Origin of the sequence: Candidatus Electronema sp. JC, assembly GCF_048287365.2 — a bacterium.
Lineage (GTDB): Bacteria > Desulfobacterota > Desulfobulbia > Desulfobulbales > Desulfobulbaceae > Electronema.
Map to the genome: position 1 here is coordinate 1 of NZ_JBLWEM020000009.1, position 26,222 is coordinate 26,222.

Annotated in this window: 27 protein-coding genes and 1 tRNA gene; 22 read left to right on the forward strand and 6 right to left on the reverse strand. The window is 55.6% G+C overall.

Annotated elements, in window-relative coordinates:
- Positions 1-227: 227 nt before the first annotated feature.
- Positions 228-301 (reverse strand) — tRNA-Gln (locus ACNKH3_RS01245).
- A 116-nt stretch (positions 302-417) separates the two neighbouring features.
- Entirely contained in the window at positions 418-1,236 is an 819-nt protein-coding gene (locus tag ACNKH3_RS01250) for a C-GCAxxG-C-C family (seleno)protein (protein ID WP_420207952.1), read from the reverse strand.
- Between the two features lie 319 nt (positions 1,237-1,555).
- Here ACNKH3_RS01250 and ACNKH3_RS01255 point away from each other — a divergent pair, with 319 nt between their 5' ends.
- From ACNKH3_RS01255 to ACNKH3_RS01290, 8 genes are all read left to right on the forward strand, one after another.
- Entirely contained in the window at positions 1,556-2,623 is a 1,068-nt protein-coding gene (locus tag ACNKH3_RS01255) for a deoxyguanosinetriphosphate triphosphohydrolase (protein ID WP_420207953.1), read from the forward strand.
- A 31-nt stretch (positions 2,624-2,654) separates the two neighbouring features.
- The gene (gene mnmG / locus ACNKH3_RS01260; RefSeq protein ID WP_417915763.1) at positions 2,655-4,550 is read left to right on the forward strand and encodes a tRNA uridine-5-carboxymethylaminomethyl(34) synthesis enzyme MnmG; all 1,896 of its coding nucleotides are present in this window, start codon (positions 2,655-2,657) and stop codon (positions 4,548-4,550) included.
- Positions 4,551-4,662: 112 nt separating this feature from the next.
- Entirely contained in the window at positions 4,663-4,959 is a 297-nt protein-coding gene (locus ACNKH3_RS01265) for an isoamylase early set domain-containing protein (RefSeq protein ID WP_420207954.1), read from the forward strand.
- Between the two features lie 233 nt (positions 4,960-5,192).
- Positions 5,193-5,954 (forward strand): AAA family ATPase, encoded by a 762-nt coding sequence (locus tag ACNKH3_RS01270; protein ID WP_417916643.1) that lies wholly within the window; start codon positions 5,193-5,195, stop codon positions 5,952-5,954.
- Between the two features lie 3 nt (positions 5,955-5,957).
- Complete coding sequence (gene ftsE / locus ACNKH3_RS01275; RefSeq protein WP_417916644.1) at positions 5,958-6,680, forward strand: cell division ATP-binding protein FtsE; 723 nt, start codon at positions 5,958-5,960, stop codon at positions 6,678-6,680.
- Entirely contained in the window at positions 6,677-7,564 is an 888-nt protein-coding gene (locus tag ACNKH3_RS01280) for a cell division protein FtsX (protein WP_417916645.1), read from the forward strand. The genes ftsE and ACNKH3_RS01280 overlap by 4 nt, the downstream gene beginning before the upstream one ends.
- Positions 7,564-8,715 (forward strand): murein hydrolase activator EnvC family protein, encoded by a 1,152-nt coding sequence (locus ACNKH3_RS01285; protein ID WP_420207955.1) that lies wholly within the window; start codon positions 7,564-7,566, stop codon positions 8,713-8,715. The genes ACNKH3_RS01280 and ACNKH3_RS01285 overlap by 1 nt, the downstream gene beginning before the upstream one ends.
- 93 nt (positions 8,716-8,808) lie before the next feature.
- Positions 8,809-10,104 (forward strand): S41 family peptidase, encoded by a 1,296-nt coding sequence (locus ACNKH3_RS01290; protein WP_420207956.1) that lies wholly within the window; start codon positions 8,809-8,811, stop codon positions 10,102-10,104.
- On the opposite strand, the gene ACNKH3_RS01295 is transcribed toward ACNKH3_RS01290, so the two are convergent.
- Positions 10,061-10,993, reverse strand: a complete 933-nt coding sequence (locus ACNKH3_RS01295) for a tyrosine recombinase XerC (RefSeq protein ID WP_420207957.1) — start codon at positions 10,991-10,993, stop codon at positions 10,061-10,063. The genes ACNKH3_RS01290 and ACNKH3_RS01295 overlap by 44 nt on opposite strands.
- Before the next feature lie 298 nt (positions 10,994-11,291).
- Here ACNKH3_RS01295 and gyrB point away from each other — a divergent pair, with 298 nt between their 5' ends.
- The 13 genes from gyrB (at position 11,292) to ACNKH3_RS01360 (ending at position 20,726) form a co-directional block, all read left to right on the forward strand.
- Positions 11,292-13,691 (forward strand): DNA topoisomerase (ATP-hydrolyzing) subunit B, encoded by a 2,400-nt coding sequence (gene gyrB / locus ACNKH3_RS01300; protein WP_420207958.1) that lies wholly within the window; start codon positions 11,292-11,294, stop codon positions 13,689-13,691.
- 62 nt (positions 13,692-13,753) lie between these two features.
- Complete coding sequence (locus ACNKH3_RS01305) at positions 13,754-14,086, forward strand: type II toxin-antitoxin system RelE/ParE family toxin (RefSeq protein ID WP_420207959.1); 333 nt, start codon at positions 13,754-13,756, stop codon at positions 14,084-14,086.
- Positions 14,083-14,373, forward strand: coding sequence for a NadS family protein (nadS, locus tag ACNKH3_RS01310; protein WP_420207960.1), 291 nt, complete (start codon positions 14,083-14,085; stop codon positions 14,371-14,373). Before ACNKH3_RS01305 ends, nadS begins: the two co-directional genes overlap by 4 nt.
- Before the next feature lie 447 nt (positions 14,374-14,820).
- Positions 14,821-15,429 carry a hypothetical protein gene (locus tag ACNKH3_RS01315; RefSeq protein ID WP_420207961.1) on the forward strand — a complete coding sequence of 203 codons (609 nt, stop codon included), beginning with the start codon at positions 14,821-14,823 and terminating at the stop codon, positions 15,427-15,429.
- A 67-nt stretch (positions 15,430-15,496) separates the two neighbouring features.
- Complete coding sequence (locus ACNKH3_RS01320) at positions 15,497-15,631, forward strand: hypothetical protein (protein ID WP_420207973.1); 135 nt, start codon at positions 15,497-15,499, stop codon at positions 15,629-15,631.
- A gap of 77 nt (positions 15,632-15,708) precedes the next feature.
- Entirely contained in the window at positions 15,709-16,233 is a 525-nt protein-coding gene (locus ACNKH3_RS01325; RefSeq protein WP_420207962.1) for an NAD(P)H-hydrate epimerase, read from the forward strand.
- Between the two features lie 225 nt (positions 16,234-16,458).
- A complete protein-coding gene (locus ACNKH3_RS01330; RefSeq protein WP_420207963.1) occupies positions 16,459-16,680 on the forward strand; it encodes a DUF4160 domain-containing protein in 222 nt (73 codons plus the stop codon).
- Positions 16,681-16,692: 12 nt separating this feature from the next.
- A complete protein-coding gene (locus ACNKH3_RS01335; RefSeq protein ID WP_420207964.1) occupies positions 16,693-16,935 on the forward strand; it encodes a DUF2442 domain-containing protein in 243 nt (80 codons plus the stop codon).
- Positions 16,936-16,945: 10 nt separating this feature from the next.
- Entirely contained in the window at positions 16,946-17,386 is a 441-nt protein-coding gene (locus ACNKH3_RS01340; RefSeq protein WP_420207965.1) for a DUF29 domain-containing protein, read from the forward strand.
- Between the two features lie 55 nt (positions 17,387-17,441).
- Positions 17,442-17,669 carry a type II toxin-antitoxin system Phd/YefM family antitoxin gene (locus tag ACNKH3_RS01345; RefSeq protein WP_420207966.1) on the forward strand — a complete coding sequence of 76 codons (228 nt, stop codon included), beginning with the start codon at positions 17,442-17,444 and terminating at the stop codon, positions 17,667-17,669.
- Positions 17,666-18,055, forward strand: coding sequence for a type II toxin-antitoxin system VapC family toxin (locus ACNKH3_RS01350; protein WP_420207967.1), 390 nt, complete (start codon positions 17,666-17,668; stop codon positions 18,053-18,055). The genes ACNKH3_RS01345 and ACNKH3_RS01350 overlap by 4 nt, the downstream gene beginning before the upstream one ends.
- Positions 18,056-18,075: 20 nt before the next feature.
- Positions 18,076-18,267 carry a hypothetical protein gene (locus ACNKH3_RS01355; RefSeq protein ID WP_420207968.1) on the forward strand — a complete coding sequence of 64 codons (192 nt, stop codon included), beginning with the start codon at positions 18,076-18,078 and terminating at the stop codon, positions 18,265-18,267.
- The gene (locus tag ACNKH3_RS01360) at positions 18,267-20,726 is read left to right on the forward strand and encodes an AAA family ATPase (protein WP_420207969.1); all 2,460 of its coding nucleotides are present in this window, start codon (positions 18,267-18,269) and stop codon (positions 20,724-20,726) included. The genes ACNKH3_RS01355 and ACNKH3_RS01360 overlap by 1 nt, the downstream gene beginning before the upstream one ends.
- Before the next feature lie 3 nt (positions 20,727-20,729).
- Here ACNKH3_RS01360 and ACNKH3_RS01365 read toward each other — a convergent pair whose 3' ends face one another.
- The 3 genes from ACNKH3_RS01365 to ACNKH3_RS01375 all read right to left on the reverse strand — a co-directional run bounded on the left by ACNKH3_RS01365 (position 20,730) and on the right by ACNKH3_RS01375 (position 25,824).
- Positions 20,730-24,893, reverse strand: coding sequence for a hypothetical protein (locus tag ACNKH3_RS01365; protein WP_420207970.1), 4,164 nt, complete (start codon positions 24,891-24,893; stop codon positions 20,730-20,732).
- Positions 24,894-25,069: 176 nt separating this feature from the next.
- Positions 25,070-25,549: a DUF3368 domain-containing protein gene (locus ACNKH3_RS01370; protein WP_420207971.1), complete on the reverse strand. Its 480-nt coding sequence runs from the start codon at positions 25,547-25,549 to the stop codon at positions 25,070-25,072.
- Complete coding sequence (locus ACNKH3_RS01375) at positions 25,546-25,824, reverse strand: UPF0175 family protein (protein ID WP_420207972.1); 279 nt, start codon at positions 25,822-25,824, stop codon at positions 25,546-25,548. The genes ACNKH3_RS01370 and ACNKH3_RS01375 overlap by 4 nt, the downstream gene beginning before the upstream one ends.
- A gap of 128 nt (positions 25,825-25,952) precedes the next feature.
- Between ACNKH3_RS01375 and ACNKH3_RS01380 the strand changes: the two genes are divergently transcribed.
- Positions 25,953-26,096 (forward strand): hypothetical protein, encoded by a 144-nt coding sequence (locus ACNKH3_RS01380; RefSeq protein ID WP_420207974.1) that lies wholly within the window; start codon positions 25,953-25,955, stop codon positions 26,094-26,096.
- Positions 26,097-26,222 lie beyond the last annotated feature (126 nt).

The window sequence follows — 26,222 nt, forward strand, 5'->3', positions numbered from 1 at the left end:
ATCGCATAAACAATAAAATGCTGTAATTTCGAGTTCCATGCCTTCCTCCGTGTGCGGTTATATTCGTGCTGGACAGCAGAAGTATACCATACGCGGGGAAGCATGGATTTTTCAAGAGTTATAGGTCACAACTTGGGTTAAAAATAATATGTCAGGAATTTCTAAAACAGTGACAGCAGAGAAATATGCTTGCGGGAAAGTGCTGCGAACAGACTGAAGGGAAAGACTGGCTGGGGGACAGGGATTCGAACCCCGATAAGCGGAGTCAGAGTCCGCTGTCTTGCCGTTAGACCATCCCCCAGCAAAGATGGGATGAGAATATAAAAAAAAAGGCCGAGTGTCAAGAGAAAATTGTCTGCGCCCGATGCGTGTCAGCGGAGCCTGTCATTCTCCGCCGACACGCCGACCGAATCACGCTCAGGCCTTCTTCGCCTCTTTTTTCGGCGCCTCAGGCGGGGGCGGGGGCGCCTGCGGCACTTTGGAGCCGTGGCATTCATGGCAGTTCTGCTGGCCAGTGATGCCGTGCAGCTTGCCGCAGTTGAAGTCGGAGCTGGCCTCGTAGTCGCCGTCTGCCCAGGCGTTCAGCAGCTCGACAGACTTGAAGGCCACGCTGGCGGCGACGCGGGCGCAGCGGTCCTTCCGTTCCGGGCTGACCAAGGGCTTGTTGGAGGCTTTCATCCATTTGCCCACTGAAATATGGCAGAGCGGCGAGTTGCTCACAGTCTTGGCCAGCTCTGTCGTGACTTTCGGATTTTTCGGCATGAAGACCGGCATCAGCGTCTCCGAGTACCAGGACATGATGTCCTCGCACATTCTATGCGCGGTGGTGTCGCCGGTGGTGCGCGGGCCGACGATCAGGTTGAAGACCATGTTCGCGCCGGCAGGCGCGCCGCAGATGGTGCCCCAGCCCGCCTGGCCGCCTTCCAGATAGATGTAGGCATCTATCGGGAAAGCCTTGTACGGCTCGCCGACTTTCTCGCGCAGCTGGCCGAAAATGCTGCTGATGACCGCGCCGCCGCAGAAGATGCGGTACCACTCTTCGTAGCAGAGCTGGGCGGTTTTCTCCGGGTCAAGTTTTTTATAGGGCCAAGGCCATTTTTCGGTTGAGCCGTCTTTGGCTGCCGCCGGACTGATCAGGCCGCCGACATGACTGAGGGCCGCGCCTGCCGCCAATGCGCCGGTTCCTGCAAGAATCTGCCGCCGCGACACGCCTTCCTTGACCAATTTCTTGTCCACTTTTGCAACCTCCTTTTGGTTCGCATTTTTTTATTTTTCTGACAAAGCGTTTGTTGTCCTCGATTCTCTTCCAAGGACAACCGCCTCTGTACTGCTCATACCACAAAGCACTCTCAAACGTCACTTTAAAGTACCACAAGGTGCCAATCTCGTCAAACAAAAACAGCGGTTCCTTTAAAAAATATTCTTGATGAACATGGCGGCGCGAGGCCGTCCGCCGCGCCACTGGCCGCCCGCAACAAAAATCCTTGCCCTTTTCGTCTGCGGCTGCTACTTTCTCGGCTGAGAATCCGTCTTCAATTCATCCTGAAGGTCCGCCGTGAACATCCGCCGCCAGCTGGAAGAGCAGGAGCAGCTCGTCCTTGCGCCCTGCGCCTGCTTCAGCAGCAGGTCGCGGGGCCGCCTGCGCGGCGAGCCGCCCTGCGAGCTGCGCACCGCCTTTCAGCGCGACTGCGACCGGATCATTCACTGCAAAACCTTCCGCCGCCTCAAGCACAAGACCCAGGTTTTCCTTGCCCCGACCGGCGACCATTACCGCACCCGGCTCACGCATGTCCTTGAAGTCTCGCAGATCGCCCGCACCATTGCCGTCTGTCTGCGCTTGAATGAATACCTTGCTGAGGCCATCGCTCTTGGCCACGATCTCGGCCACACGCCCTTCGGCCATGCCGGAGAATACAGCCTCAACCGCCTGCATCCCGGCGGCTTCCGGCATTACATCCAGAGCCTGAGAGTGGTGGACTTCTTGGAGAATCACGGCCAAGGGCTGAACCTGAGCTGGGAGGTGCGCAACGGCATCGTCAAGCATTCCAAGGGCTACCGTGACATCCTGCCTGACGACTCGCGGGAGCTGCCCGCCACGCTGGAAGGGCAGGCGGTGCGGGTCGCGGACATCATCGCCTATCTCAACCACGACATGGACGACGCGCTGCGGGCTGAGATGATTACAGAAAGCGACCTGCCCGCCCACCTGCGCCGGGTTGTGGGCGACCGGCCCGACCTCCGCATCGCGGCGATGATGCGCGACCTGATCGCTGAAAGCCTGCGCGCCGACGAAGGCCGCCTTCGTCTCAGCCCGATGATGCAGGAGGTGATCTGCGGGATGCGCTCCTTTTTATATGACAACGTGTACCGCAACCGGCTGGTGCACAGCGAGTTCGAGAAGGCGCAGCGGGTGATCAGCGAGCTGTATCTCTACTTTCTGGAGCATGAATTCCCTGCCGGGCCGGAGCAGCGGGCCTGCCCGAAACGCAGGCCGCCCGCTGACGCCAAAGAGGAGAAGCGGCTGCACCGCTTGGTCTGCGATTTCATCGCCGGGATGACCGACCGCTACGCCTTGGATCTGTACAGTCAGATTTTCATGCCCAAGCCGTGGTCGGTGCTGTGAGCATGAACGCGCCTTTTTTCAACCAATCCAAATGACTGAATTTGACATCGCCGTGATCGGCGCGGGCCACGCGGGCTGCGAGGCCGCCTTGGCCGCCGCCCGCATGGGCTGCAAGACGCTGGTCTGCATCATCAACGCCGACACCATCGGGGCCATGTCCTGCAACCCGGCGGTCGGCGGCTTGGCCAAGGGCCATCTTGTCCGCGAGATTGACGCGCTCGGCGGCGAAATGGCCAAAAATATTGACGCGACCGGCATCCAGTTCCGCCGCCTCAACACCAGCAAGGGGCCGGCGGTGCGCTCCTCGCGGGCGCAAGCCGACCGGCGGCTGTATCAGCAGCGGATGAAAACCGTGCTGGAGCGGCAGCGGAATTTGGTCATCCGCCAAGCGGTGGCAGATGAGATTTTGACCGAGCAGGGCAGGGTGGTCGGCATCCGCACATCCTTGGATGAAATTATTCCGGTGCGGGCAGTTGTTGTGGCTACTGGCACCTTTCTCAACGGCCTGATTCACATCGGCCTGAAGCAGTTTCCCTCAGGCCGAATGGGCGACGCGCCCTCGACCAAACTGGCGCAGTGGTACCGCCAGATCGGCTTCAACGTGGGCCGGATGAAAACTGGCACCGTGCCGCGCTTGGACAGCAAAACCATTGATTATTCCGGTTTGGAGCCGCAGTTCAGCGACGACCCGCCCGCGCTCTTTTCCTCCGCCAACCGCAGGAGGAAAACCCCGGAGCTGCCGCAGCTGCCCTGCCACATCACCTACACCAACGAGCGGACGCACGAAATCATCCGCAGCTTCATCGGCCAGTCGCCGCTGTATGCCGGAATTATTGAAGGAGTCGGCGCGCGCTACTGCCCTTCGATTGAAGACAAGGTGATGCGCTTCCCGGAAAAAGGGCGGCACCAGATTTTTCTGGAACCGGAAGGCGTGGAAACGGCGGAGGTCTATCCCAACGGCATTCCGACCAGCCTGCCGATTGAAGCGCAGATTGCGCTGGTGCATTCGATCCCCGGCCTTGAGCAGGCGCGGATCATCCGGCCCGGCTACGCCATCGAGTACGATTACGTTGACCCGCTGGAACTGAAACCCTCATTAGAAACGAAGCGCGTCAGCGGCCTCTTTCATGCCGGGCAGATCAACGGCACGTCCGGCTACGAGGAGGCGGCGGCGCAAGGGCTGATGGCGGGCATCAACGCGGTGCATCTCGTGCGCGGTCAGGAGCCGCTGATTCTCGACCGCTCGCAGGCCTACATCGGCGTTTTAATTGACGACCTTGTCACGCTGGGCACCAAGGAGCCGTACCGCCTCTTCACCTCGCGGGCTGAATACCGCCTGCTCCTGCGCGAGGACAATGCCGACTTGCGCCTACGCGAAATCGGTTTTGATATCGGGCTGGCGGATCCACAGGAAAAAACAGAATTTCTCGCCCGCAAACAGGCGATTGAGGAAGGGTTGGCCGCGCTGGAGGAAATCCGCATCAAGCCCTCAGCAGAGGTGAACGCCTGTCTGGCTGAACTGAACAGCTCGGCGCTGACTCAGGCGATGACTTTGTCCGAGCTGCTCCGCCGACCGGAATTAGGCATGACGGAGCTGCGCTGCCTGCTGCACGCCGACGGCACCGAGCTGCCTTTCGAGACAGACGATGATGATCCAAGCATGGCGGAAGAAATAGAATTGCAGATCAAATACTCCGGCTACATCAAACGGCAGCAGGAACAGGTGGATCGCTTCCGCAAGCTGGAGCGCGTCCGTCTGCCGGAAGAGATGGAATATAAAGGTCTGCCCGGCCTATCCAACGAGGTGGTGGAAAAATTGAACCGAATCAGGCCACTGTCGCTGGGGCAGGCTTCGCGCATCTCCGGCGTGACCCCTGCGGCGGTCTCTGTGCTGCAAGTGCATTTGAAGAAGCAGGGCCTGCTTTAATCCGCTGCGGCGGGCAGTTATCCCTTGCCAGCAGGCCGCCTAAGGGCGTATAAGGAAAAGGGACGGCCTGCTTGGCGCAGGCTTTTTTCATGCTGGAACAGGGAGGAGCAAGATGCTGAAAAAAAACTACACCGCCACAGGAACAAAATGCCGGGTCACGTTTCACCATCCCGGCGGCGAGCAGATTGAATCCGTCGCCTTGGCGGGCGAGTTCAACGGCTGGTCGGCAGCGGAAACGCCGATGAAGAAGCTGAAAAGCGGCGATTTTTCGGTGACGCTGACTCTTGACGCAGGCCGGGACTACGCCTTCCGCTATGTGCTCAATGGCCAGTGCTGGGTCAATGACCCGGCGGCGGACAAATACCTGCGCAACGAGTTCGGCGAGGACAACTCGGTGGTCGCGGTCTGACGCTTCCGGCGGAGCGGCGAAGACGATTCTGCCTCTCCGCACCCTGTTAAATTCCCAGATACTTCGCACGGCCTTCCGAGCTGCGCCGCCAGTTCTTTGCCGTCCTGCCTCTTCATTTTCCCCGCGCTCTGGCAGAGCTGATCTGCTTGCAGCATTCAGCTTGGAATCAGCCGCTTTTTTGGGTATGATGAGAATCGGCTGCCTTCACAGAAAACATCAATCCTTGAAAGACCATGCCCAAGATCATTGCTCTCGCAGGCAAGGGCGGAACCGGCAAGACCACCACCGCCGCCCTGCTGCTCAAATATCTCACCGCCCGCAAGATGACTCCGGCCTTGGCTGTGGATGCTGACTCCAACGCCAACCTGAACGAGCTGCTCAACGTGGATGTCCGCACCACGCTGGGGAAAATCCGCAAAGAGCTGAAGGGCGACATCCCGCCCGGCATGAGCCGCGACCAATACATGGAGATGAAGCTCCATCAATCGCTGATTGAGGAAAAGGGCTTTGACCTGATGGTCATGGGCCAGCCGGACGGCCCCGGCTGCTACTGCGCGGCCAATCAGTATTTAGCTATGAGCATGGACCGGCTGGCGGACAACTATAAATATATCATCGTCGACAATGAGGCGGGCATGGAGCATCTCAGCCGCCTGAATTTGCGCCGGATTGATTATCTGCTCATCGTCTCTGATCCCTCGGCGCGGGGCATACTCACTGCCCGGCGCATCGCCGACCTCACCGGCCCGCTGCAATTGGATATTCAGCAGCAGTATCTGCTCGTCAACCGCGCCCCTGATCCCATTCCGGCAGCCTTGCAGGAAAAAATAGACGCGGCGGTGGCTGAAAGCGGCCTGCTGCTGGCAGGTTTCATTCCGGCCAGCGACGAGCTGGTGCGGCAGGAACTCAGCGGCGCATCGTATATCGAGCTGCCGGAGGACTCCAAGGCGGTGCAGCAGGCGTTCATGATTTTCGACCTTATTTTCGGCTGCTGAGTCATGAGCGGCGAAGAAAAGCGGCTGACCATGATTGATCTGGCGCGGGTCAGCAAGACCTTTCCGCCAGATGTGCACGCGCTGGCTGATGTTTCGCTGCGCATCCGCCGGGGCGAAATGATCTTCCTCACTGGCCAGAGCGGGGCGGGAAAAACCACTCTGCTGCGGATGCTCTGCGGCATTGACAGGCCGGATAAGGGTTATATCGAAATCGCCGGCAGCGACCTCAGCCGCATCTCGGACAACGAACTGCAAAAGCTGCGCCGCCGCATCGGCGTGGCGTATCAGGATTTCAAGCTCCTGCCGGACAAGACGGTGGCCCAGAACATCGCCTATTCGATGGAGGTTTCCTATCGGAGTCGGCAGTTCATCATCAGCCGGACCAAGCAGCTGCTGACTGAGCTGGGTTTGATGGACAAGCTCGACGCGCTGGCAGGCAAGCTCTCACGCGGCGAGCAGCAGCGGGTTTCCATCGCCAGAGCCGTGGCCAATGAGCCGGAGCTGATTCTTGCTGACGAGCCGACCGGCAACCTTGACGCGGAAACCGCCGGGCTGGTGATGCAGCTTTTCCGCCGCTGCAACGAGGAGGGAGTGACCCTGCTCATCGCCACGCACGATCAGGCCATTTACGATTATCCCGGCAGCAAGATCGTCCGCATTGAAAACGGGCGGCTGGCGATTCAGAAACCGCCGGTCATCGCCAAACAGGGGGAGGGCAGGACATGAATTTTCTGGTCGCGGTCTTCAGCCAGACGTGGCGCAGCCTTGTCAAAAGCTGGCGCAGCCAAGTCCTGTCGCTGGTGACGATCACCCTTTCGATCCTGATCTTCACGTTCTTCTATCTGGTCTATAACAACGCCCTGCAATTTGGCAACCGCTTGGACAACGTCCTGCGCCTGATTGTCTACCTCGACGAGGAGCCAGATCAGACCTTGCAGCAGGAATACCGGCACAAGATTGAGAAGTTTGACAAGGTGGAGCGGATTGAATTTGTCTCCAAACTGGAAGCCTACGACCGCTTCAAAGGCCAGCTTGACGACAGCCAAGATGTGCTGAAAGACATCCCAAAGGATTTTCTCCCGTCCTCGATTGAGATTTATCCGCGCCGGAGCTTGGAAAGTCTTTCCAAGATCAAAGAATTTTCCGCCTACTTGGAAAATCTGCCCGGCGTGCTCAAGGTGCAGTACGGCAGAGAATGGGTGGAGCGTTTCAACTCCTTCATTCAGCTTCTGCAAGTGGTGGTCTTTCTGTCCGGCGGCCTGCTGATCATGACCACCACCTTCATGATCGGCCATTCCATCCGTCTGACCGTCTTTTCGCGCAAAAACGAGCTGGAGCTGCTCCGCCTTGTCGGCGCGTCGAACAGCTACATCCGGGTGCCGTTCTTCCTTGAAGGCGCGCTGCTCGGCCTGCTCGGCTCGGCCGCCGGAATGGCCGCGCTCTACATCCTCTTTCGCTGGATCCGGGCCGCCTTTGCCGAAACAGCGGCGCAGGGCATGTTTTCCTTCAGCTTTTTCGACGCGCCCACAGCAGCGATGATCATCGTCCTGTCTGTCCTGCTCTGCGCGGGCGGCAGCTTTGTCTCCATCCGCAAGATACTCAGCGTATGATGCGCGCAGGAAAAACGCTGGCCGCCGCCCTCCTCGCCGCCGCTGTTTTTGCCGCGTCGCAGCCGGTCATTGCCCAAGACGCAGGAGGCCAGGTGCGGATCAAAATCGGCAAGCTGCGCGAGGAAATGGCCTTGGAGGAGGAGAAGCTCCAGAAAAGCACTGAGGAGGAGCGGGCAGTTTTAGACGAGTTAGACAAGCTCGGCAGCCGCATGGACGAGCAGCAGGGCAAGATCAACCTGCTTCAGAAGCAGCTTGAGGAGCAGCGGCAGAATTTAGCCAAAACCCAAGAGCTTCTCACGCAGACGGCGCAGGCGCGGGACAAGGCCCTGCGGCACATGCTCGACCGGCTGCGGGCTTTTTATGTGATGGGCAGACTGGGCGCACTGAATGTCACATTCTCCAGCAAAACCCTGCCGGAGCTGATGCTGATGCAGGATTCTTTCCGCAGCATGGCTGGCTATGACCGCACAGTGATTGAAAAATATCGCGCCAGCCTGACCGCGCTGAAGCAGGCACGGACCGCCTATGAGCTGGAGGAGTCGCTGCTGGAGGAGCTGGTGCGGCAGGCGGAGGAGCAGCAGTTAGCCTTGAACGAACTGCGCTTGCAGCGGGAGGAGGTGCTGACGCGCATCAAAGCCGAGCAGGGGCTGATTCAGCTGGCGATGCAGGAAATGCGCCAGGCTGAGGCCAAGCTCATCCGCTTGCTCTCGCAGCCGCCGGAAGCGGAGCCGTACAACGGGCCGGGCCTGCTGCCGGACAAAGGCAAGCTCGCTTTTCCGGCAAAGGGCAGGCTGACGCAGCGTTTCGGCGAGACACTGAAAGAAGGCTTCCGCAAAGGCGAGAAGGTCAGCGGCATCCACATCGCCGTGCAGCCGGACACGGAAGTGCGGGCGGCGCAGAAAGGCCGGGTGACCTTCGCCGGCTACCGCAGCGGCTACGGCAACGCGGTGATCATTGACCACGGCCAGAACTGGCTCACGCTCACCTCGCGCCTTGACGCGGTCTTTGTCCGCGAGGGCGAAGTGGTGACGCAAAATCAAAAAATCGGAGTCAGCGGCGACCTCGCCACCCTCTTTGAGCCGGGCCTGTATTTTGAAATCCGGCAGAACGGCGCGGCGCAGGATCCCCTCCTCTGGCTGAAAGCGGACTGATGCGCAGCAGATGCGTTTTTTTGTTCTTCTGTCCGCCTGCTTTGCGGTATAAGAAAGGAAGGAGCTGATGATGAAAATCCATCCCGGAACGCTATGAGACATTCGCTGCTGCGGCTCGGTCTGGCTGCCTCGCTCTCCGCTCTCCTGCTTGCCCCGCCGCTGCGGGCGGCGGAACGGAGCAGCGCGCGGCAGGCCGAACTGTATGGCAACTTGGAAACCTTTGCCACCATTCTTGATCTGGTGCAGAAACATTACGTTGACGAAATCGCAGGCAGCGAGATCATGCTCGGCGCGGTCAACGGGATGCTCTCCGCCCTTGATCCGCATTCCTCCTATCTCTCGCCCAAGGAATTCAAGGCGCTCCAAGAGGAAACCAGCGGACGCTTCGGCGGCGTGGGGATCGAAGTGGCTGTCCGCGACGGCGTGCTGACGGTGGTCGCGCCCATCGCCGGAACCCCTGCGTATCATCAGGGCATCAAATCGGGCGATCAGCTGGCGAAAATCAACGGCGAGCCGGTCAGCGAGCTGACCTTGAATGAGGCGACCAGCCTGCTGCGCGGCAAGCCAGGCGAAAAAGTGACGCTGACAGTCAGCCGCGACAGCCAGCAGCTTGATTTCACCTTAGTACGCGCCCTCATTCCCCAGCATTCCGTGACCGCCGCTGAACTGGCGCCGGGCTTTCATCATCTTCAGATCAGCACCTTTCAAAACGCCACAGCCGCCGACTTCCAAAAAGCCCTGCGCGAGGCCGGAAAGAAGCGGCCTCTCAAAGGGCTGATTCTCGACCTGCGCAACAATCCCGGCGGACTGCTTGATCAGGCGGTGCTGGTGGCGGATCTGCTGCTTGAGCAGGGGCTGATTGTCTCGGTCAAAGGCCGCGAGCAGGAGCGGAGCCAGCCCTTTGCCGCCGAGCCGGGCGAGGGCAAATACAGCGGCCCGCTGACGGTGCTGGTCAACGAGGGGTCGGCCAGCGCCTCGGAAATCGTGGCCGGGGCACTGCAAGACCACAAGCGGGCGCTGATCATCGGCACCAGAACTTTTGGCAAAGGCTCGGTGCAGACTGTGGTGCCGCTGCCCGGCGACGCAGGGCTGCGGCTGACCACCGCCCGCTACTACACGCCCAGCGGCAGATCGATTCAGGAAACCGGCATCAGCCCGGACTTGACTGTGCCGTTTGAGGAGCCGGAAGAGGTTGAAAGTGCCTCCGGTCAGGTTCGGGAAAAAGACCTGCGTCACCATTTGGAGAATGACCAGCAGGCAAAAAAATCAAAAAAATTGCAGCGCAAGCAGCAGACTCCGACAGAACGGCTGCTGACTGAGGACAATCAGCTCCGCGCCGCTTTGTTCATTCTTCAGCAGCTTGCCCGGCCTGCGGCCCCGCAGCTTTAGGATGCGCCCGGTCATACACCCGGCTGAGGTGGGCCATGTCGAGATGAGTATATTTCTGCGTGGTTGAGAGGCTGACGTGGCCGAGCAGCTCCTGCACCATGCGCAGATCCATGCCCATTTCCAGCAGATGGGTGGCAAAGGAATGGCGCAGGGCGTGGGGCGTGACTTCCACGCTGATGCCCGCCCGCTGGCCGTAGGCTGCCGCCATTCGCTCAATGCTGCGCACAGTCAGGCGCGTTCCCCGGCTGTTGAGAAAGAGCGCGTCCCGCTCTGGCACATCGCCCCGCGTGATCCGGGCGGCGGTGAGCTGGCCGCGCAGAGGCAGCCACTGCCGCAGGGCATCCTCCGCCGCCCGGCCAAAGGGGGCCAGCCGCTCCTTGCCGCCCTTGCCCCGGATTTTCATCATCCCCGCCTCAAAGTCCGCATCAGCCAGATTGGCCGCCGCTGCTTCGGAGACCCGCATCCCAGTTGAGTAGATCAGCTCCAGCACCGCCCGGTCGCGCTGATACAGGCTGTCCTGCTGCGGCTTCGGCTCCTCCAGCAGGCTGAAGACCTCATCCACGGTCAAATAGACTGGAATATGCTTGGCCAGCTTCGGCCCGGCCAGCCCGGCCATCGGGTCGGCAGCAAGCAGGCCCAAGCGGAGGCAGTGGCGGAAATAGACCCGCAGCGAGGACATCTTCCGGGCCACTGAGGCGGCGGAATTGCTCAGATAGAGGGAGGCAAGATGCTGCTGCACCTGCGGCGGCCCGATCGTGGCAACATCCGCCGGGCCGCCGAGACTGCGGAGGAACTCCTCCACGTCACGGCTGTAGCTCTCCACCGTGCGCTCGGAGTAGCCGCGCTCGATCCGCAGCCAGTCAATGAAGCTGTCGAGACGGGAGAACATCAGACCACCGTGGCCAGCCGGGTGAGCGTCTTCTTTTTGAACAGTTTCAGCATGGTCGTGTCTCAAGCGCTGCTGGCCGCCGCCAGCCGGAACGTTTCCTGCTCTTTATAGCAGGCGGCAGGACTGCCTGTCCATGTATTTCTCCTGCGCCGGGCCGAAACCGGCGGCAGTTCCAAGCCGGAGATTTTTCCCCGTTTTCAGCAGAAATATGGTATGATGAGCCGCTTCCGGCAGGATGTGGCACGCCGCATTATAACCATGCCGTTTTCCGTATCAATTCTTCAGAGAAGGCAAGCAAGTGAGCGAACAGCAGAACACGTCCTATGGGGCGGATCAGATCAAGGTTCTTGACGGGCTTGAGGCGGTGCGCAAGCGTCCGTCCATGTATATCGGCAACACGGCGGAGGAAGGGCTGCATCATCTGATTTACGAGGTGGTGGACAACTCAATTGACGAGGCACTGGCCGGACACTGCAACCGGATCAGCGTGATCCTCCTCGAAGACGGCTCCTGCTCGGTCGAAGACAACGGACGCGGCATTCCGGTGGACAAGCACCCGACGGAAAACATGACCGCCCTTGAGCTGGTGCTGACCACGCTGCACGCAGGCGGCAAGTTCGACCATTCGTCCTATAAAGTTTCCGGCGGCCTGCACGGCGTAGGCGTGTCGGTGGTCAATGCGCTCTCTACCCATGTCACCGCTGAGGTACGGCGCAACGGCAAGCTTTACCGGCAGACCTTCTCTTACGGCGCGAAGACCAGCGAGCTGGAAGTGGTTGGCACCAGCGAACACACCGGCACCACCATCACCTTTAAGCCAGATCCGGAGATCTTCACCCAAACCGTTGCCTTTAAATACGAGATTGTCCTCAATAGACTGCGCGAGCTGGCTTTCCTTAATCGGGGCATTCATATTTCTCTGAAGGACGAGCAAAGCGGGGCTGAGGATTTGTTTCATTATGACGGCGGCATTGTCGAATATGTCGAGCATCTCAACCGCAACCGCACCCCGATTCATCCGCAGCCGATCTTTCTTGAAGGCGAGCAGGAGCAGGTGCAGGTTGAGGTCTGTCTTCAGTATGTTGACAGCTACACTGAGCGGCTGGCCTCGTTTGTCAATAACATCAACACCCGCGAAGGAGGCTCGCATGTGGCGGGCTTCCGCGCCGCGCTGACCAAGTGCATCAACAAATATGCCACTGATGACATCGTCCCCAAGCACATGAAGGAGAAGATGGAGGGCGACGATGTGCGCGAGGGATTGACTGCGATCATTTCGGTGCGGGTGCCGAATCCGCAGTTCGAGGGCCAGACCAAGACCAAGCTGGGCAACTCCGAGGTGAAGGGCATCGTCGCTTCCATCTGCACTGAGCAGCTTGGTGATTACTTGGAGCGCAACCCGCAGGTGGCGCGGCAGATTCTCAGCAAGGCGGTTGAGGCGGCGCGGGCCAGAGAAGCGGCGCGGAAGGCGCGGGATTTGTCACGCAAGAAGGACGGTATCTCTCTGCTGATGGCAGGCAAATTGGCGGAATGTCAGTCTAAGAATCCGGCGGAGCGCGAGCTGTTTCTCGTCGAGGGCGATTCGGCCGGAGGGAGCGCCAAACAAGGCCGCGACCGTTCCATCCAAGCTATCCTACCGTTGCGCGGCAAGATCATGAACGTGGAGAAGGCCCGTTTCGACAAGATACTCGACTCGGAGGAGATCAAGCAGCTCATCGCCGCAATGGGCACGGGAATCGGGCGGGAGGAGTTTGACGCGAGCAAGCTGCGCTACCACAAGATCATCATCATGACCGACGCGGACGTGGACGGCGCGCACATCCGTACCCTGCTGCTGACCTTCTTCTACCGCCAGATGCTGCCGCTGGTCGAGCAAGGCTATGTTTATATTGGCCAACCGCCGCTTTATCGCTTGGGACGGGGCAAGAAGGAGCAGTATTTCCTTAATGAGGACGCGCTCAACAGCCACCTTTACGACCAAGCGGCCCAGTTTGTCCAAGTCCGTTTGGAGAACGGCAGCGTGCTGGCTGGGCAAGAGCTGGTCAGCACGCTGAAAAAGCTCACCCTGTTCGAGCGCATCAGCATCTTCTTGGAGCGGATGAACATTCAGGAGCAGCTCACCCTCTTCCTGCTTGAAAACGATGTCCATTCCGCAGACCAGTTCAAGGAGGAGGCGTTCCTGCACGGGCTGCTGGATAAGCTCGCCAGCATTGATGCGGTCACGAGCGGCATCCGTGTCTGCGCGACAAGGCCCAGCTGCTTTGAGGCGGAGGCAGCCTTTCAAGGTTTGGCCCACACCCGCGCGGTCATCGGGCCGCACATCCCGCTGATTCCCGAATATCGCCACGCTCTTGAGCTGCATCCTGCAATCAGGCAGTTCCTCAGCAGCGGCTTCACGGTCATCAAGGGCGAGGAAAAGGAGATTCCGGCGAAGAACTGGCGCGAGCTGATCCGCGTGGTGCGCGAAGAGACCTTCAAGGGCAGCCATTTGCAGCGCTACAAAGGCTTGGGCGAGATGAACCCGGAACAGCTTTGGGAAACGACCATGAACCCGGCCAACCGCACCCTGCTGCGCGTCAGGATTGAGGATGCTGAGGCTGCTGATGATCTTTTTGTCACCCTGATGGGCGACAAGGTGGAGCCACGGCGCGAGTTCATCCAGAACCACGCGCTGGAGGTTTCTGAGTTGGATGTGTGAGGTTCTGTAGGCGGGGCGGTTCTGTGAACTGCCCCGGTTGTTCAGTTGATTGAAGTGCGCCATTGACGTACAATGCAATGAGATTCATTGAAACGCCCATTTTCACGAAGCAGGTGCAGGCATTGCTTGCCGATGAGGAGTATAAATCCTTGCAGATCGCTTTGCTGCTGCGGCCTGAGCAGGGAGCGGTCATGCAAGGATCAGGCGGATTGCGCAAAATCCGCTGGGCGATGAAAGGGAGTGGAAAACGAGGCGGGCTGCGAGTTATCTACTTTTGGGACAGCAATGCGGAATCTTTTTACATGCTGTATCTGTATGCAAAAAACAAACAAGAGGATTTGACTGCTGATCAACTGAAGATATTGAGCCGTCTTGTCAAGGAGGAACTGGCATGAAAGAGCATGATTTTGACAATCTTGTTGAAAGCATCAAGCAGGCTGGACAAATCCGGCGCGGCGAGATGAAGGCAGAACGAATCTTTGAATTTGCTCCGGCGGACATCAAAGATATTCGGAGCAATCTGCATAAATCGCAGGCAGAGTTCGCGCTGATGATTGGGGTCAGTCTTTCCACTTTGAAGAACTGGGAGCAAGGCCGCCGCTCGCCCGAAGGCCCAGCGCGGGCCTTGCTGAAGATCGCTGCTGTCAATCCTCAAGCAGTGGCTGCCGCGCTTTCAGCTTGAGCAGGAGAAGGCGAGGAATGTACGGCCCGGTTGGAAGAAAGCACCTGTATTTGATTGAAAAGCTGGTCTCAATTTTTCGGCGGGCCGCGCCTTTCTTTAAAGAGAGAGGTCTTTTTCGTTAAGGAGGCCGCCTTATTAAAAAAAGGGCATGGCCTTTCGTTGAAAGCAGATGTCCTTTTTAAAAAAAGGAAAAGAGCTTTCTCTGAAAGGGCGCGCCTTTTTAAGAAAAGGGCCTGTCCTTTTTAAAAGAGGCGTTGAGCGCGGAAAAAAGGAGGCCGCCTTGAAAAGATCGGAGCTGGCCTGCCCGCGCTGAGGCAGACTCATCTGAATCAGCTGCGCGGCCAAGCGTAGGTTGGCGGTGAGGAAGTTTTGCAGCAAAGTTAAATAGGGCCAGATAATGGTATCTGCCCTATTATTTGTTCTTTCCACAGAAGAATGGAGGATGCCATGAACGTGTCGAAGAATTATCTTTTTTTAGTTTGCCTGTTCGTAATCAGCTTGCCGCTCTCTGGCTGCAACCAAGAAAATCAAAAACTTCAAGCAGAGAATGCAGCACTACGTTCTAAGTTGCAAACGCTTGAGTCTGAACTGGCCAAACAACCCCGCGAGTTGGACAGGAAAGCTGCTGAAGAAATTTTGAATAAGTATCTATCTGCTCCTTCCAAGAAGGATATAAAATTTACAGAAGAAGGATTTCAACTTGCAAAAGTTGACGGCGTAATATCTGAAAATCCTAGCCGAGAAGCTTTAAGAGCTATGGCTTCCCCTTGGATATTTTCCAAGAAAGGGATAGTGATTTTTGGAAGTTTATTAAATAAAGATGATATTGAGTTTCAAGGTAAGTATAGTACATTTAAATCTAATCTCGCAGAGAACGTTGTATCCATTGAAGAGATTACCGATGGACCATATCCAGGAACTAAAGTGGTGCAGTTTATAACAAACTACGTATTTCCTCCTGATGTTAAGCAAGAAATCGTTAAGTACGTCTACCTAGGGAAAATGACAAAAGCACTCTTTCGCCGTTACGATGATGGATGGCGCGTAGAAGAATAATCAGAGACTTAGATAGTGACAGGTTTGTTCTGTCACTATCTTTCGATATATCGAGGAGCGCACCACAATGGAAAAACTCATCCGCTTTGACTGGGCAATCAAAAAGCTCCTGCGCGACAAGGCCAATTTTTCCGTGCTGGAAGGCTTCCCCAGCGCAGTGCGTGCCGAATGCAGCAGCTCCGTTGAAACGAAAAAGCATTAGCCTTCCGCAGGAGGAGACAGCATGACATCCCGAAGAGAAATTGCGAAAATTCTGAAACGCGCCTGCCGCAGCGGTCAATGAAGCTCGCCACCCCGGAGCAGATGCAGGCCCTTGACCGGGCCGCCATCGAGGACTTCGGCATTCCCGGCCTTGTGCTGATGGAGAATGCAGGCCGCGCGGTTGTCGAGCGGATGGAGGCGGCGTTCGGCCCGGTGGCGGACAGAAGCGTCTGCGTCTTTGTCGGGACTGGCAGCAACGGCGGCGACGGTTTAGTCATCGCCCGCCATGTTGCGCAGCGCGGCGGTGCGCCTCTGCTGGTCTTTCTGACCGAACCGGACCAGCTGCGCGGCGACGCGGCAGTGAACGCGGCGATCTGCGCCAAGCTCGGTCTGCACAGCTATGTGATTCGGCAGGAAGCTGATTTGCGGGAAGCGGAGGAGCGCATCCGCCGACTCCATTTTGACCGGCCTGCGCACAGCCTTGTCGACGCACTTTTTGGCACCGGCCTCCGCCGCCCGCTGGAAGGACGCTTCGCCGCCGCCGTGCGGTTCATCAACGAGCTTGCCGGACAGTCCATGATTTTGCTTTTTTGCCTGCTATAAGCTGCCTGAGCGGAGCCGAAGGCAGCGGCGGTTTAGGCTTCGCTCAACCACCTTGATGTGCTTGCAATGCGCTTGTTTGCAAAGGCGGTCATTGAGTTGGTAGAGGGGGAATCTTAGTTTTGCGGGCTGCCTTTTCCAGTAGCCGCCTGTCTATCTCATCATGAAGGTACGGAGTAATGGCAATTCTCTCCATGTTCTACGGGATTATCATCTCGATGTATTTTTTTGAAAAATCAGCAGCATAAGCTGCCGCATATCCATGTCAAGTTTCAAGATCAGGAAGCTGTGTTTTCTATTCCAGATGGAGAACTTATATCAGGCGATTTCAGGCCAAATAAAGCAAGATTGGTGCAGGCATGGATAGAAATTCACCGCGATGAGCTGATGGCTGATTGGGAACTTGCAGTAAATGGGCAGGAGATATTCAGGATTGAACCATTAAAATAATTGGCGAATACTATGAACCCAAGAGTTAAAAATGCTGTTCCTGATAAGGATTACACAGTCAAAATGATATTTGATAATGACGAGGAGAAACTGTTTGACGTGAAACCTTATTTAGAGAAGGGTGTTTTTCAAGAATTGAAAGATATGCAGATATTTAAAACGGTACGGCCAGTTATGGGCAGCATTCAATGGAAAAACGGCCAAGATTTCTGCCCGGACACACTTTATTTGCAGAGTAAAGAAATTAGCGAATGAGAGAGCGTTTATGAAAACAACTGCCGCCTACAATCAAGATTTTCACGCTTGGCTGCTGCACAACGCCGCGCTGCTGCGGGAGCGGAACTTCACTGCAATTGATGCCGACAACATCGCCGAGGAGCTGGAGACAATGGGCAGAAGCGAAAAACGAGAGCTGATCAGCCGCTTGAGCGTGCTCATCGCTCATCTGCTGAAATGGCGGCATCAACCCGTCAGACGGTCAAGGAGCTGGAGAAATACCATCGCAACCCAGCGGCTTGACATCAAAGAACTGCTTGAAGACAGCCCCAGCCTGAACCATGACATCGAAGAGCAGCTGGAAAAGGCTTACAGCAAAGCCGTGCTGCTGGCGGAGCTGGAAACCGGAATTGACCGGAAGCTGTTTCCGCCTTCCTCACCCTTTTCATGGCAGGAACTTTTGGATGAGGACTTTTTGCCGGAAGCCTGATGCAGGACAGCTTTAGTTGTAGAATAAATATCCACGCATTTAGCGGAGGCGCAACATGACTCGGATCAGTCTTGCTGAAGCAAGAACGAATTTCTCAGAACTTGTCCATAAAGCGTTGCTTGGCGAGGAAATCATCATTGCCGACGAGCAGCAGCGGCTGATCAAGCTGGTTCCTGTGCCTTCGGCAGGAGGAAAACGGCGGCCCGGCTCCGGCGCGGGCCAGCTGCGTCACATGGCCGCTGACTTTGATGCCCCTATTGAAGATTTCAAGGAGTATCAATGAAAAGGCTTCTGCTTGACACACATGCCTTTCTCTGGTGGGTTGAGGATTCGCCGCAGCTTTCCGCCGCCGCCCGCGACATGATCGAGGAGCTGGAGAACGAATGTTTTCTGAGCATTGTCAGTCCGTGGGAGATGGCGGTCAAGGCGAGTATCGGCAAGCTGAAGCTCGCCCTCCCGATCAAAGACTATGTACCGCAGCATCTGGCGGCAAATCAGTTTATGGAGCTGCCAATCACTTTTCAACATGCCGCACGAGTTGAATATCTGCCATTGCATCACCGTGATCCTTTTGACCGGCTTCTTGCGGTACAAGCTCTTGAAGAAGAGCTGATTCTCATTTCATCGGACAGCATTTTTGACCGTTACGGCGTGTTGCGGATATGGTGAAGCATGGATAGCATGCTGCCATGACTGCACCTGACACCCTCCTCACCTCCTCCACCAGCCTGCAAAAGGCCGTGGCTTGGATTGGCGAAACCATGCGCCAGCATCCAGAAAAGCAGCGCAGCAAGGTTATTGCCGAGGCCGAATTGCGCTTTGATCTCACGCCAGCGGAGTGCGAGTTCCTCAATCGTAACTTCAAGGAAATAGGTTGCTGATGGCTGAATCTCCCTCGCTGCTGGAGGAGCGGCTGCGCGGCATTGTCGAGCGCATCACCTTTCACAGCCCGGACAGCGGCTGGGCTGTGCTGCGGGTAATGCCGCTGAACTCCCGCGACAATGAGGAGGCCACGGTCACGGTGCATCAGACGCGGGTTTTCGCCGGGGCGACAATGGAGTTCTCCGGCTGCTGGGTCGTGCATCCCAAGTTTGGCCGCCAGTTCAAGGCCGAGCGGGCGGTTGAGCTGAAACCGGCTTCGGCAGGCGCGTTGGAGAAATACCTTGGCTCTGGCCTGATTAAAGGCGTTGGGCCGAAGACCGCGCACAAGATCGTCAGTCATTTTGGCAAGGAGACGCTGGATGTCTTTGAGGAGCAGATTGCCCGCCTGACCGAAGTGCCCGGCATTGCCGAGAAGAAGCTGGCCTCCATCAGCATGGCGTGGCAGGAACACCGCGCTGTCCGCGACGTGATGATTTTTCTTCAGGCGCAGGGTATTTCCACGCTCTTCGCGGTGCGCATCTACAAGCAGTACGGCGATAATTCCATCGCCGTGGTCTCGGAAAATCCCTACCGCCTCGCCGAAGACTTGTACGGCATCGGCTTCTTCACCGCCGACAAGGTGGCCCTCTCGCTCGGCTTTGCCCCAGACTCGCCTTTACGCATCACTGCGGCCATTCGTCACGTGCTGGCTGCCAGCCGCGAGCAGGGCCATTGCTGGCTGACGCAGGCGCAGATTGCCTCCGGGGTGCGTGAGCTGCTTCAGTTGGACACAGACGACGGCATCGCCCTGCATCTGCATGAAATGGAGCAGCAGAACAGCCTGCGCGTCCGCCTGCTTACTGTCCGCAACAGCCTGGAGCCGGAACGTTGTTATTACGATAAGCGGCTGTATTACGATGAGAAATATGTGGCCGAACGCCTGCGCGGCATGGTGCGGCCTTCAGGCAATGATCCGGCGCGGGTGGCGGGCTGGCTGCATCGCTACAGCGAGAAAAGCGGCATCAGCCTGAGCGAAGAGCAGGCCGCCGCCGTGCTTGCCATTGCCTGCTGCCAATTCGCTATTCTCACCGGCGGGCCGGGCTGCGGCAAGACCACGACCACGCGGGTTTTAGTCGCCCTGCTGCGGGCGATGGGCCGCAGCGTGCTTTTAGCCGCGCCAACGGGCCGGGCTGCGCAGCGCATGGGCGAGGTCATTGGCATGGAGGCTAAGACCATCCACCGCCTGCTCGAATATCAGGGTGTTGGCTTCAAGCGCAACGAGGAGAACACGCTGCGGGCCGATGTCCTGATTGTGGACGAGTGCTCGATGCTCGACATCAGCCTGACTGCCTCGCTGCTGCGGGCCGTGGACAAGGAGACCGCGCTGCTCTTCATCGGCGACGCAGACCAGCTGCCCTCGGTCGGCGCGGGCAACGTCCTCCGCGACCTGATCGCCTCCGGCGTTGTCCCAGTGCAGACGCTGAACACCGTCTTCCGCCAAGCCAGCGCGTCGGCGATCATCACGCACGCCCACCAGATCAACCGGGGCGAAAGCCCTAAGATCGCTTCACCGTTCAAATATCCTGACTTGTGGAAAAAGAGCGACTGCCTCTTCATTGATTCCGACGAGCCGAGCCAAGCCCAGCTTGGCTTCATCGCCAAGGTCAGGCAGCATTTCCAAAGCCTTGAGGAGCGCGAGGCGGCGGCTGGCGGCGATCCATTTTCGTTTGAGACCGCGCCGCGCTACGAGTTTCAGGTGCCGGAGCAGTTCTGCCACGTTGACCTGCGCACGCTGGCCACGGCGGAATGTCCGGCTGAAGAGCTGGCCGCTGTGGTGAAGAAGGTGCATCCGTGGTCGTCGCTGTATTACAATCTGACCGCTGCGGATGTGGTGCGGCGGCTGTACACGGAATGGATTCCCAAATACCGGGGCGCGGGCTGCGAGATTCAGGTGCTCTCGCCGATGATCCGGGGCAGTCTCGGCACGGCATCGTTGAATAAAATGCTTCAGCAGGCGGTGAATCCGCCGCAGGAGGGCCGGGCCGAAATCACGGTCGGCGAGCGGCTCTTCCGCGTCGGCGACCGCGTGATTCACCGCCGCAACAACTACGATCTCGGCGTGTTCAACGGCGATATCGGCAGGATAACGAGTGTGGATAATGCGGATATGACGCTGAGAGTCTGCTTCATAGATCAGCGGGAAGTTGAGTATCAACGCGAGCAGATTACAGAATTGGATTTGGCCTACGCCATCACCATCCACAAATCGCAGGGTTCGGAGTTCGAGGCGGTCATCATCCCGGTGATGACCCAGCATTACCGGATGCTTTTCCGCAATCTTATCTACACCGGCCTGACACGGGCGCGGAAGCTGGCGGTCTTTGTCGGCACGAGAAAGGCGTTGACGATGGCCGTGGGGAACAAGGACACGGGGCTGAGGCAGACGGCGTTGCGGGAGCTGGTGGGCGGGAAGGTATGAGCGTCAGATTTTTTTCTTGCTGCTGGGCACACAGTCAATGCCGATGACATGCAGCTCCTGCACGTTTGCTGAAGATGTTTTGATGATGTCAGCTTGTTGTTGTAAGTATTCAACCAGCGCAGGGAATTGCTGTCTGTGTTTGCCACCAGGTATATCCCAAGTTTTTTCATCAAGGCGGAATAGAACGAGGATGCCGTGCTGGCTGTTGTATCCCTTGAGATATTGCCCGACAATCTGCCTACGTAAGGTATCCTCCGTCAAGAAATTAGCACAGTATTTCTTGCGTGTTGTCATCCGCTCAACCGGTTTGATTTCGATGCAGACGTTGCCATATTTGCAGCTCACTTGAATATCAGTTTTCTTGTCATCATCAAGTTCCTCTTCCCGATGCACACTGAACCGCCGATTTTGTGTATCCCGCAACTTGGCGGCCAGCCAGTGCTGCAAATCCTTCTCAGACATTCCCGGCCAAAAAAGACATCGTTCACTGAACGGGCCTTCCTCAAGGCCTTTTTTTATTTCCTTCAATCTGACCAGAACTTGCTGAAAAAGCTGCGCTTCGCTTTGCGGATCAGTTTGAAATATTGAACCAAGGCTGCGCAGTTTGGCAGGCTCAATAAGTGCTGCTTCCTGTGCTGTATGTGCTGCGTGTTTTGTTCGTTCAGCAAAAAGCCAATCACGAATTTCTTGGTTTGCTGTTTCTTCTGATAATTTGGTGAGAATATTGTGTGCATCCTTGCCCGGCGTTTGAACCAGCATGTTGATGATGTAATCCCGCACGGCTTCAACAGAATGCAATTTGTAGTTATTTTTATCCTCATTATCATCTTTTACAGATGCAACATACATACTGAGACGATTGAATAACTTAACAAGAACATCAGCGGCAGATTGAAGTTTATCCCGCTTTATTTGTATCCAATGGCCAGACGCATGTTCGGCAACCCTTATAAATTCCTCAAACTGCTTATCCGCGTTGTTTCCGATCTGCTTCAGGTGCTCTTGAAACCAGTTCCAAGCAGCAACTATATCTATTTCCAACCAAAGACACAGCCAGTGCACTTCTTTGATCTGCTGGGCACTGTCCAGCACTTGCACCTGCGCTTTGCATAGTTCAGCGACTTCTGCCGGAGAAAGCTGCTCGTCTTTATATAATTTCTTGGCAAGCTGGAAAAGCAAATTCGTGTTCTTGATTTTTCCTTTTTTCAAAAGCGGAATAATAGGTTGCAGCAATTTGACACGTGTTTGACTGGAGCAATCTAAAATGAACTCAATTGTCAATTGATTCTCTGTCTCGACCCAAGGGCGCAGGGAATCAAAGACTGCTGATTTATGAATTTCAACAAGTTTTTCAAACCAAGCAATCGAGTTCCGCCTCTCCCAGATGGCTATACGTGCGGCTTGAGCTGCCTCTTCAGTGCTGAATGAGGAAATCACATCAAGACCGTTCTCAAATTCTGCCGTCAAGGCGGCGAGCAGGCAACTGTAACTGCTGTAGCTGTAATCTTCTGGATTTGTTATTTGAACAGCTCGCCAATACATTTTCATGCCATTAGTCAGAGCCTCCGCAATATCATGACCGAAATCATTTTTAATCAGCTCAAGATCAATGCGAGATTGACTGCGGTGTCTTGAGCGGCTATATGAATATCCAAAAATCCATTCCAGCAATATTCTATTTGAGCCATCACGTATATGCTCAATATCAGCCAACAGCTTGCTCTTGTTCTTCAGGCGTTCCTCTTTATTTTTCCTACGTTTTTCCGCTTTCTCCTTGCGCTGTTTTTGCAACCAGTCTATGCGTTCTTTCCGTTGGTGCTCAATGTATTCTTGTCGAGTTGTGGCCTCTGAGCCAACAGCCAGAGCATTGACAGCTTCTGATCGTAACCGTCCGCGAAGCGTGGTATAGAAGGCGATATTGAAAGCAATATGGAACCAAATAGTTCGTTCCTCCTCTGTACGATTCTGGTCGTTTGTCCGTTTGGTCAGCTCTGGAAGATCACCATGATCAAAACTGACTGTCTGAATATCAGTATAGTTTTTATACCAGATTGATTTTCTGACCGTTTCGAGTCCTCGCGAAAGAGCTGCCTCAAAGGCAATCTGGTAGCGCAGATGAGGATGTTGGGCTATCAGATTGTGTAGCCGCTCAATCTTATCTTGATGCCTGCTATTATATCGTTGCGCCTCGATATGTTCAGCCGCATCAATGCAAATTTGTGGACATTGTTCGCTATTCGTGGGAAGCAGTTCAAGCAGGCGTTCATAACACTGGGGAAACACCTTTGCAAACCATGTCTTTTCCTCCGCTATTCTGTAAAAGCGTTTTTCCGGTGCTGGCTGAGGCAATACAGCTGCAAGAGCACTTAAAAGTAATTCTGCTGAGTTAATATCATCGGTCGCAGCAAGCAAGCTGTATTGAACACAGTGCGTCATCGGGCCAAAATTGTAGTAATCTTCATCAGCAACAGCCTTAAAAATCTCTGAAAGCTGCTCAACAGTCAGGCTTTTCCAGTCAATAGCGGGCAAGGCTGCTGCAATAAGCGCATTTGTTGTCAGCTTGCCGGACAGCAGATCATCTCTGATTGCAGAACGTTGCTCCTGTGTGCCAACCTCCTCCAAGATGGCTAACGCCCAACCCCGCGCACCGTCAGACTTTTCATCATCTTGATAAATACTGAAGGCGATTTTTGCACAATCAGTTAAACGTGCAAACTTGGCATAGGAAAACAGCTTTGTTTTTATCCATTCCGGCTGGTTCGGCTCGGCAAGCAATGAGGCAATTTTACCGGCAGAAAGCCTGCGTCCCAACCGCCGGTATTCGCTGGCATCGTTGTGCCAGTCAGTTCGCAGTCCATTTTTCAACCGCTGAAGATACTCTTCAAAGGCCCGGTCGGCTGAAAGCTCATCCCATGACTCAGGATCACCGTCAAAGGCGATCATTTCCGGGAAGTTGTTCGTCACCCATTCCCGAACTTGGGCATTGATGGCCGCAAGCCAGCATAATGCCCAGCGTCTGCTCGGAATCAGCACGAGTTTACCGAATGGGGCCGCAGCAAAAAGGTCTATCGCCTCTTGCACCGGCCAGCCTTTCTCAAGCCGCCGCTTCACCCAGCAGGCTGCCAGATATTCCCGCACAGAACGATGATGAAATTTCACCCGGCCATAGGTCGCCTCGTCAAAAATTGCTGAGGAAAGAAGGCGCATGATTTCCGGCTCGCTCCAATCAGTCAGAACGTCAAACGGGACAATTTCGTTATCTCTGGGTACAGCAACCGTTGCGATATGGTGGCGACCTGAGAACTCCGCTGCGGCAGCCAGTTTTTCCGCGCCGCGCCGCAGCTTTTTCAGCGAGAGTAGGAACTTGTCAGCCGTTTTGTAATTTGGATTTGTTTCTGTAAGCCGATTGGTTACGTTTCCCTTAATCAGTTCCAGATACTTGCCGAATTTTTTCTTCTGCTTCCAGAGAGCAATCAGCCATTCAAGATCAAGCGGCCTTGTGGCCATCTGCCAGTAATTGTCATGATCTATTGCACGCCAAAATTCCGCGTCATTTTGCACATCTTTTGCTGCCGCAAAACGCTTTGCTTCAGTCTTTGAAAGAGGATTGAGCGAGACGACAAAAGGTTCGTTTTGCTGGTTAATCGGCTTGACCAGCAATTTGGATACCGCCTCCTGGACTTCTGTTTGTCCCCAGTCTGTCCAGCGGCTGGAAATGATGATTTTTATGCGTGACAGATACGGTTGTAATTTATCGGCCACGATTAAAAGTGTCTTTTTGAAAGCAGCATGGCTGACCAACCTTGACTCATCTATGGCATCAAGAAAGAAATAGCCTACATTGGATGAATCGGACCATGCGGTATAATTATGACCGATACAGAGTTCCCAGTCATCTTTCGACGTGAGCTGATTCAGCTCAACGAAAAAAGCTGCCTCATTTTTCTTCTGAAGCCGTACAATTTCATTCCTAAACTCGCTGGTTTTGCCAATGCCTGCCTCGCCAACAACAACGCTAACGGCGTTTTCATACAGCTTGTCCCAATTCAGCTCTGTTTTGTCATGATCATCAAGGTACTGAATGAGATACTCAATCCTCTCCTCATGTTCGTCTTTCAGCTCTTTGGCCAGAGAAAAAGTCCGATGAAGATCAATCAACTCAGTCAAAATAGATGCTCCTGATAAAATCACTGCAAAAAAGCTGAGGTAAGAATCAAACTATCCAAATATGAATAGAAATACTTGCTCGTTAGGCGAAGGCATGCTTGACCGTGCCAAGATGCTTTATCATATTGGAGCGTAATCTACCAATTTCTTCAATTACGGCACGACGGCGGTTGTACTCACTCCCCAATCTCACGCAGCACAGCTTGAATGAACCGCTCGCTGTAGCGGATGCCGCACTGCCGCATTTTCTCAAGCAGCGGCCCGACCGCAGGAATCAACCCCTTCTGTTTAGCCCGAATCAGAATGCCGACAGTTCCAGTCACGGGCATTTCTAACGATTGCGCCACCTTGCGGCCAGTCAGCTCATCCAGCAAGACCAGCTTTGCCTGTTGCTCCAACGCCAAAGCGATGACTTCCGCCTCGCCGCGATCAAGCACCGGCAGAAGCAGCCGCACCTGCGCCGATGACTGCACTTGCTGCACCCTGATCCACGATTCGCGTTCCAAACTGATCTCGCCATAAGATCTGTGTTTGCATCTGCTGATTTCATTGGCGACTTCATCAGGAATGACAATATTCCCGACAACCTCATGCAGCAAATCAAGCCGTTGAATGCGGGCAAAGGCTATCAGCGGCGTGGCATTGCAGACTATCACGGGTTCAGCTCCGCCAGAATATCAGCTCCTTGCAGCTCGATGGCCGTAAAGGATTCGTCATAATCAAACACGGCAATGCCTTTTTCAGCAAGCAGGTCTAAAAAATCCAACCGATTGCATCCGGCAAGCTGCGCTGCTTTTCCTAACGACAATTTTTTTTCTTGGAAGCAGGCGACAGCGGCGGCAATCCGCATATACTGCGTGAAATCTTGAATGCCAACTTTCAGCGCAGCTAATATATCCTGCGGAATTTCCAAGCGCATTGTTTCAATCATCGAAATTTTCCTTTCTCAGCGCGGAATCAACTCCGCAAATATCGAGAGCAATTGAACTGCATCTCCTTGAATAACAGAGTGATATTTCTCCCGCACTATATCCCGGTTAGACATATCCGGCAAGCCTCTTGTTGCTGGAATATCAAGGCGCGGGCAATGTCTTCCGCAATCTGATCTACACCGGCCTGACACGGGCGCGGAAGCTGGCAGTCTTTGTCGGCACGAGAAAGGCGTTGACGATGGCCGTGGGGAACAAGAGACCTCTTGCATAAGTCGTAACTTTTTGATAAAAAACATCTATGAGAAACGAAAACGTATGCGTCCTCAGCGACGCGGATTTCAAGAGAGCAGTTGGCGTTCAGCGTGATATTTTCGATATCATGCTGGAAGAAATAAAG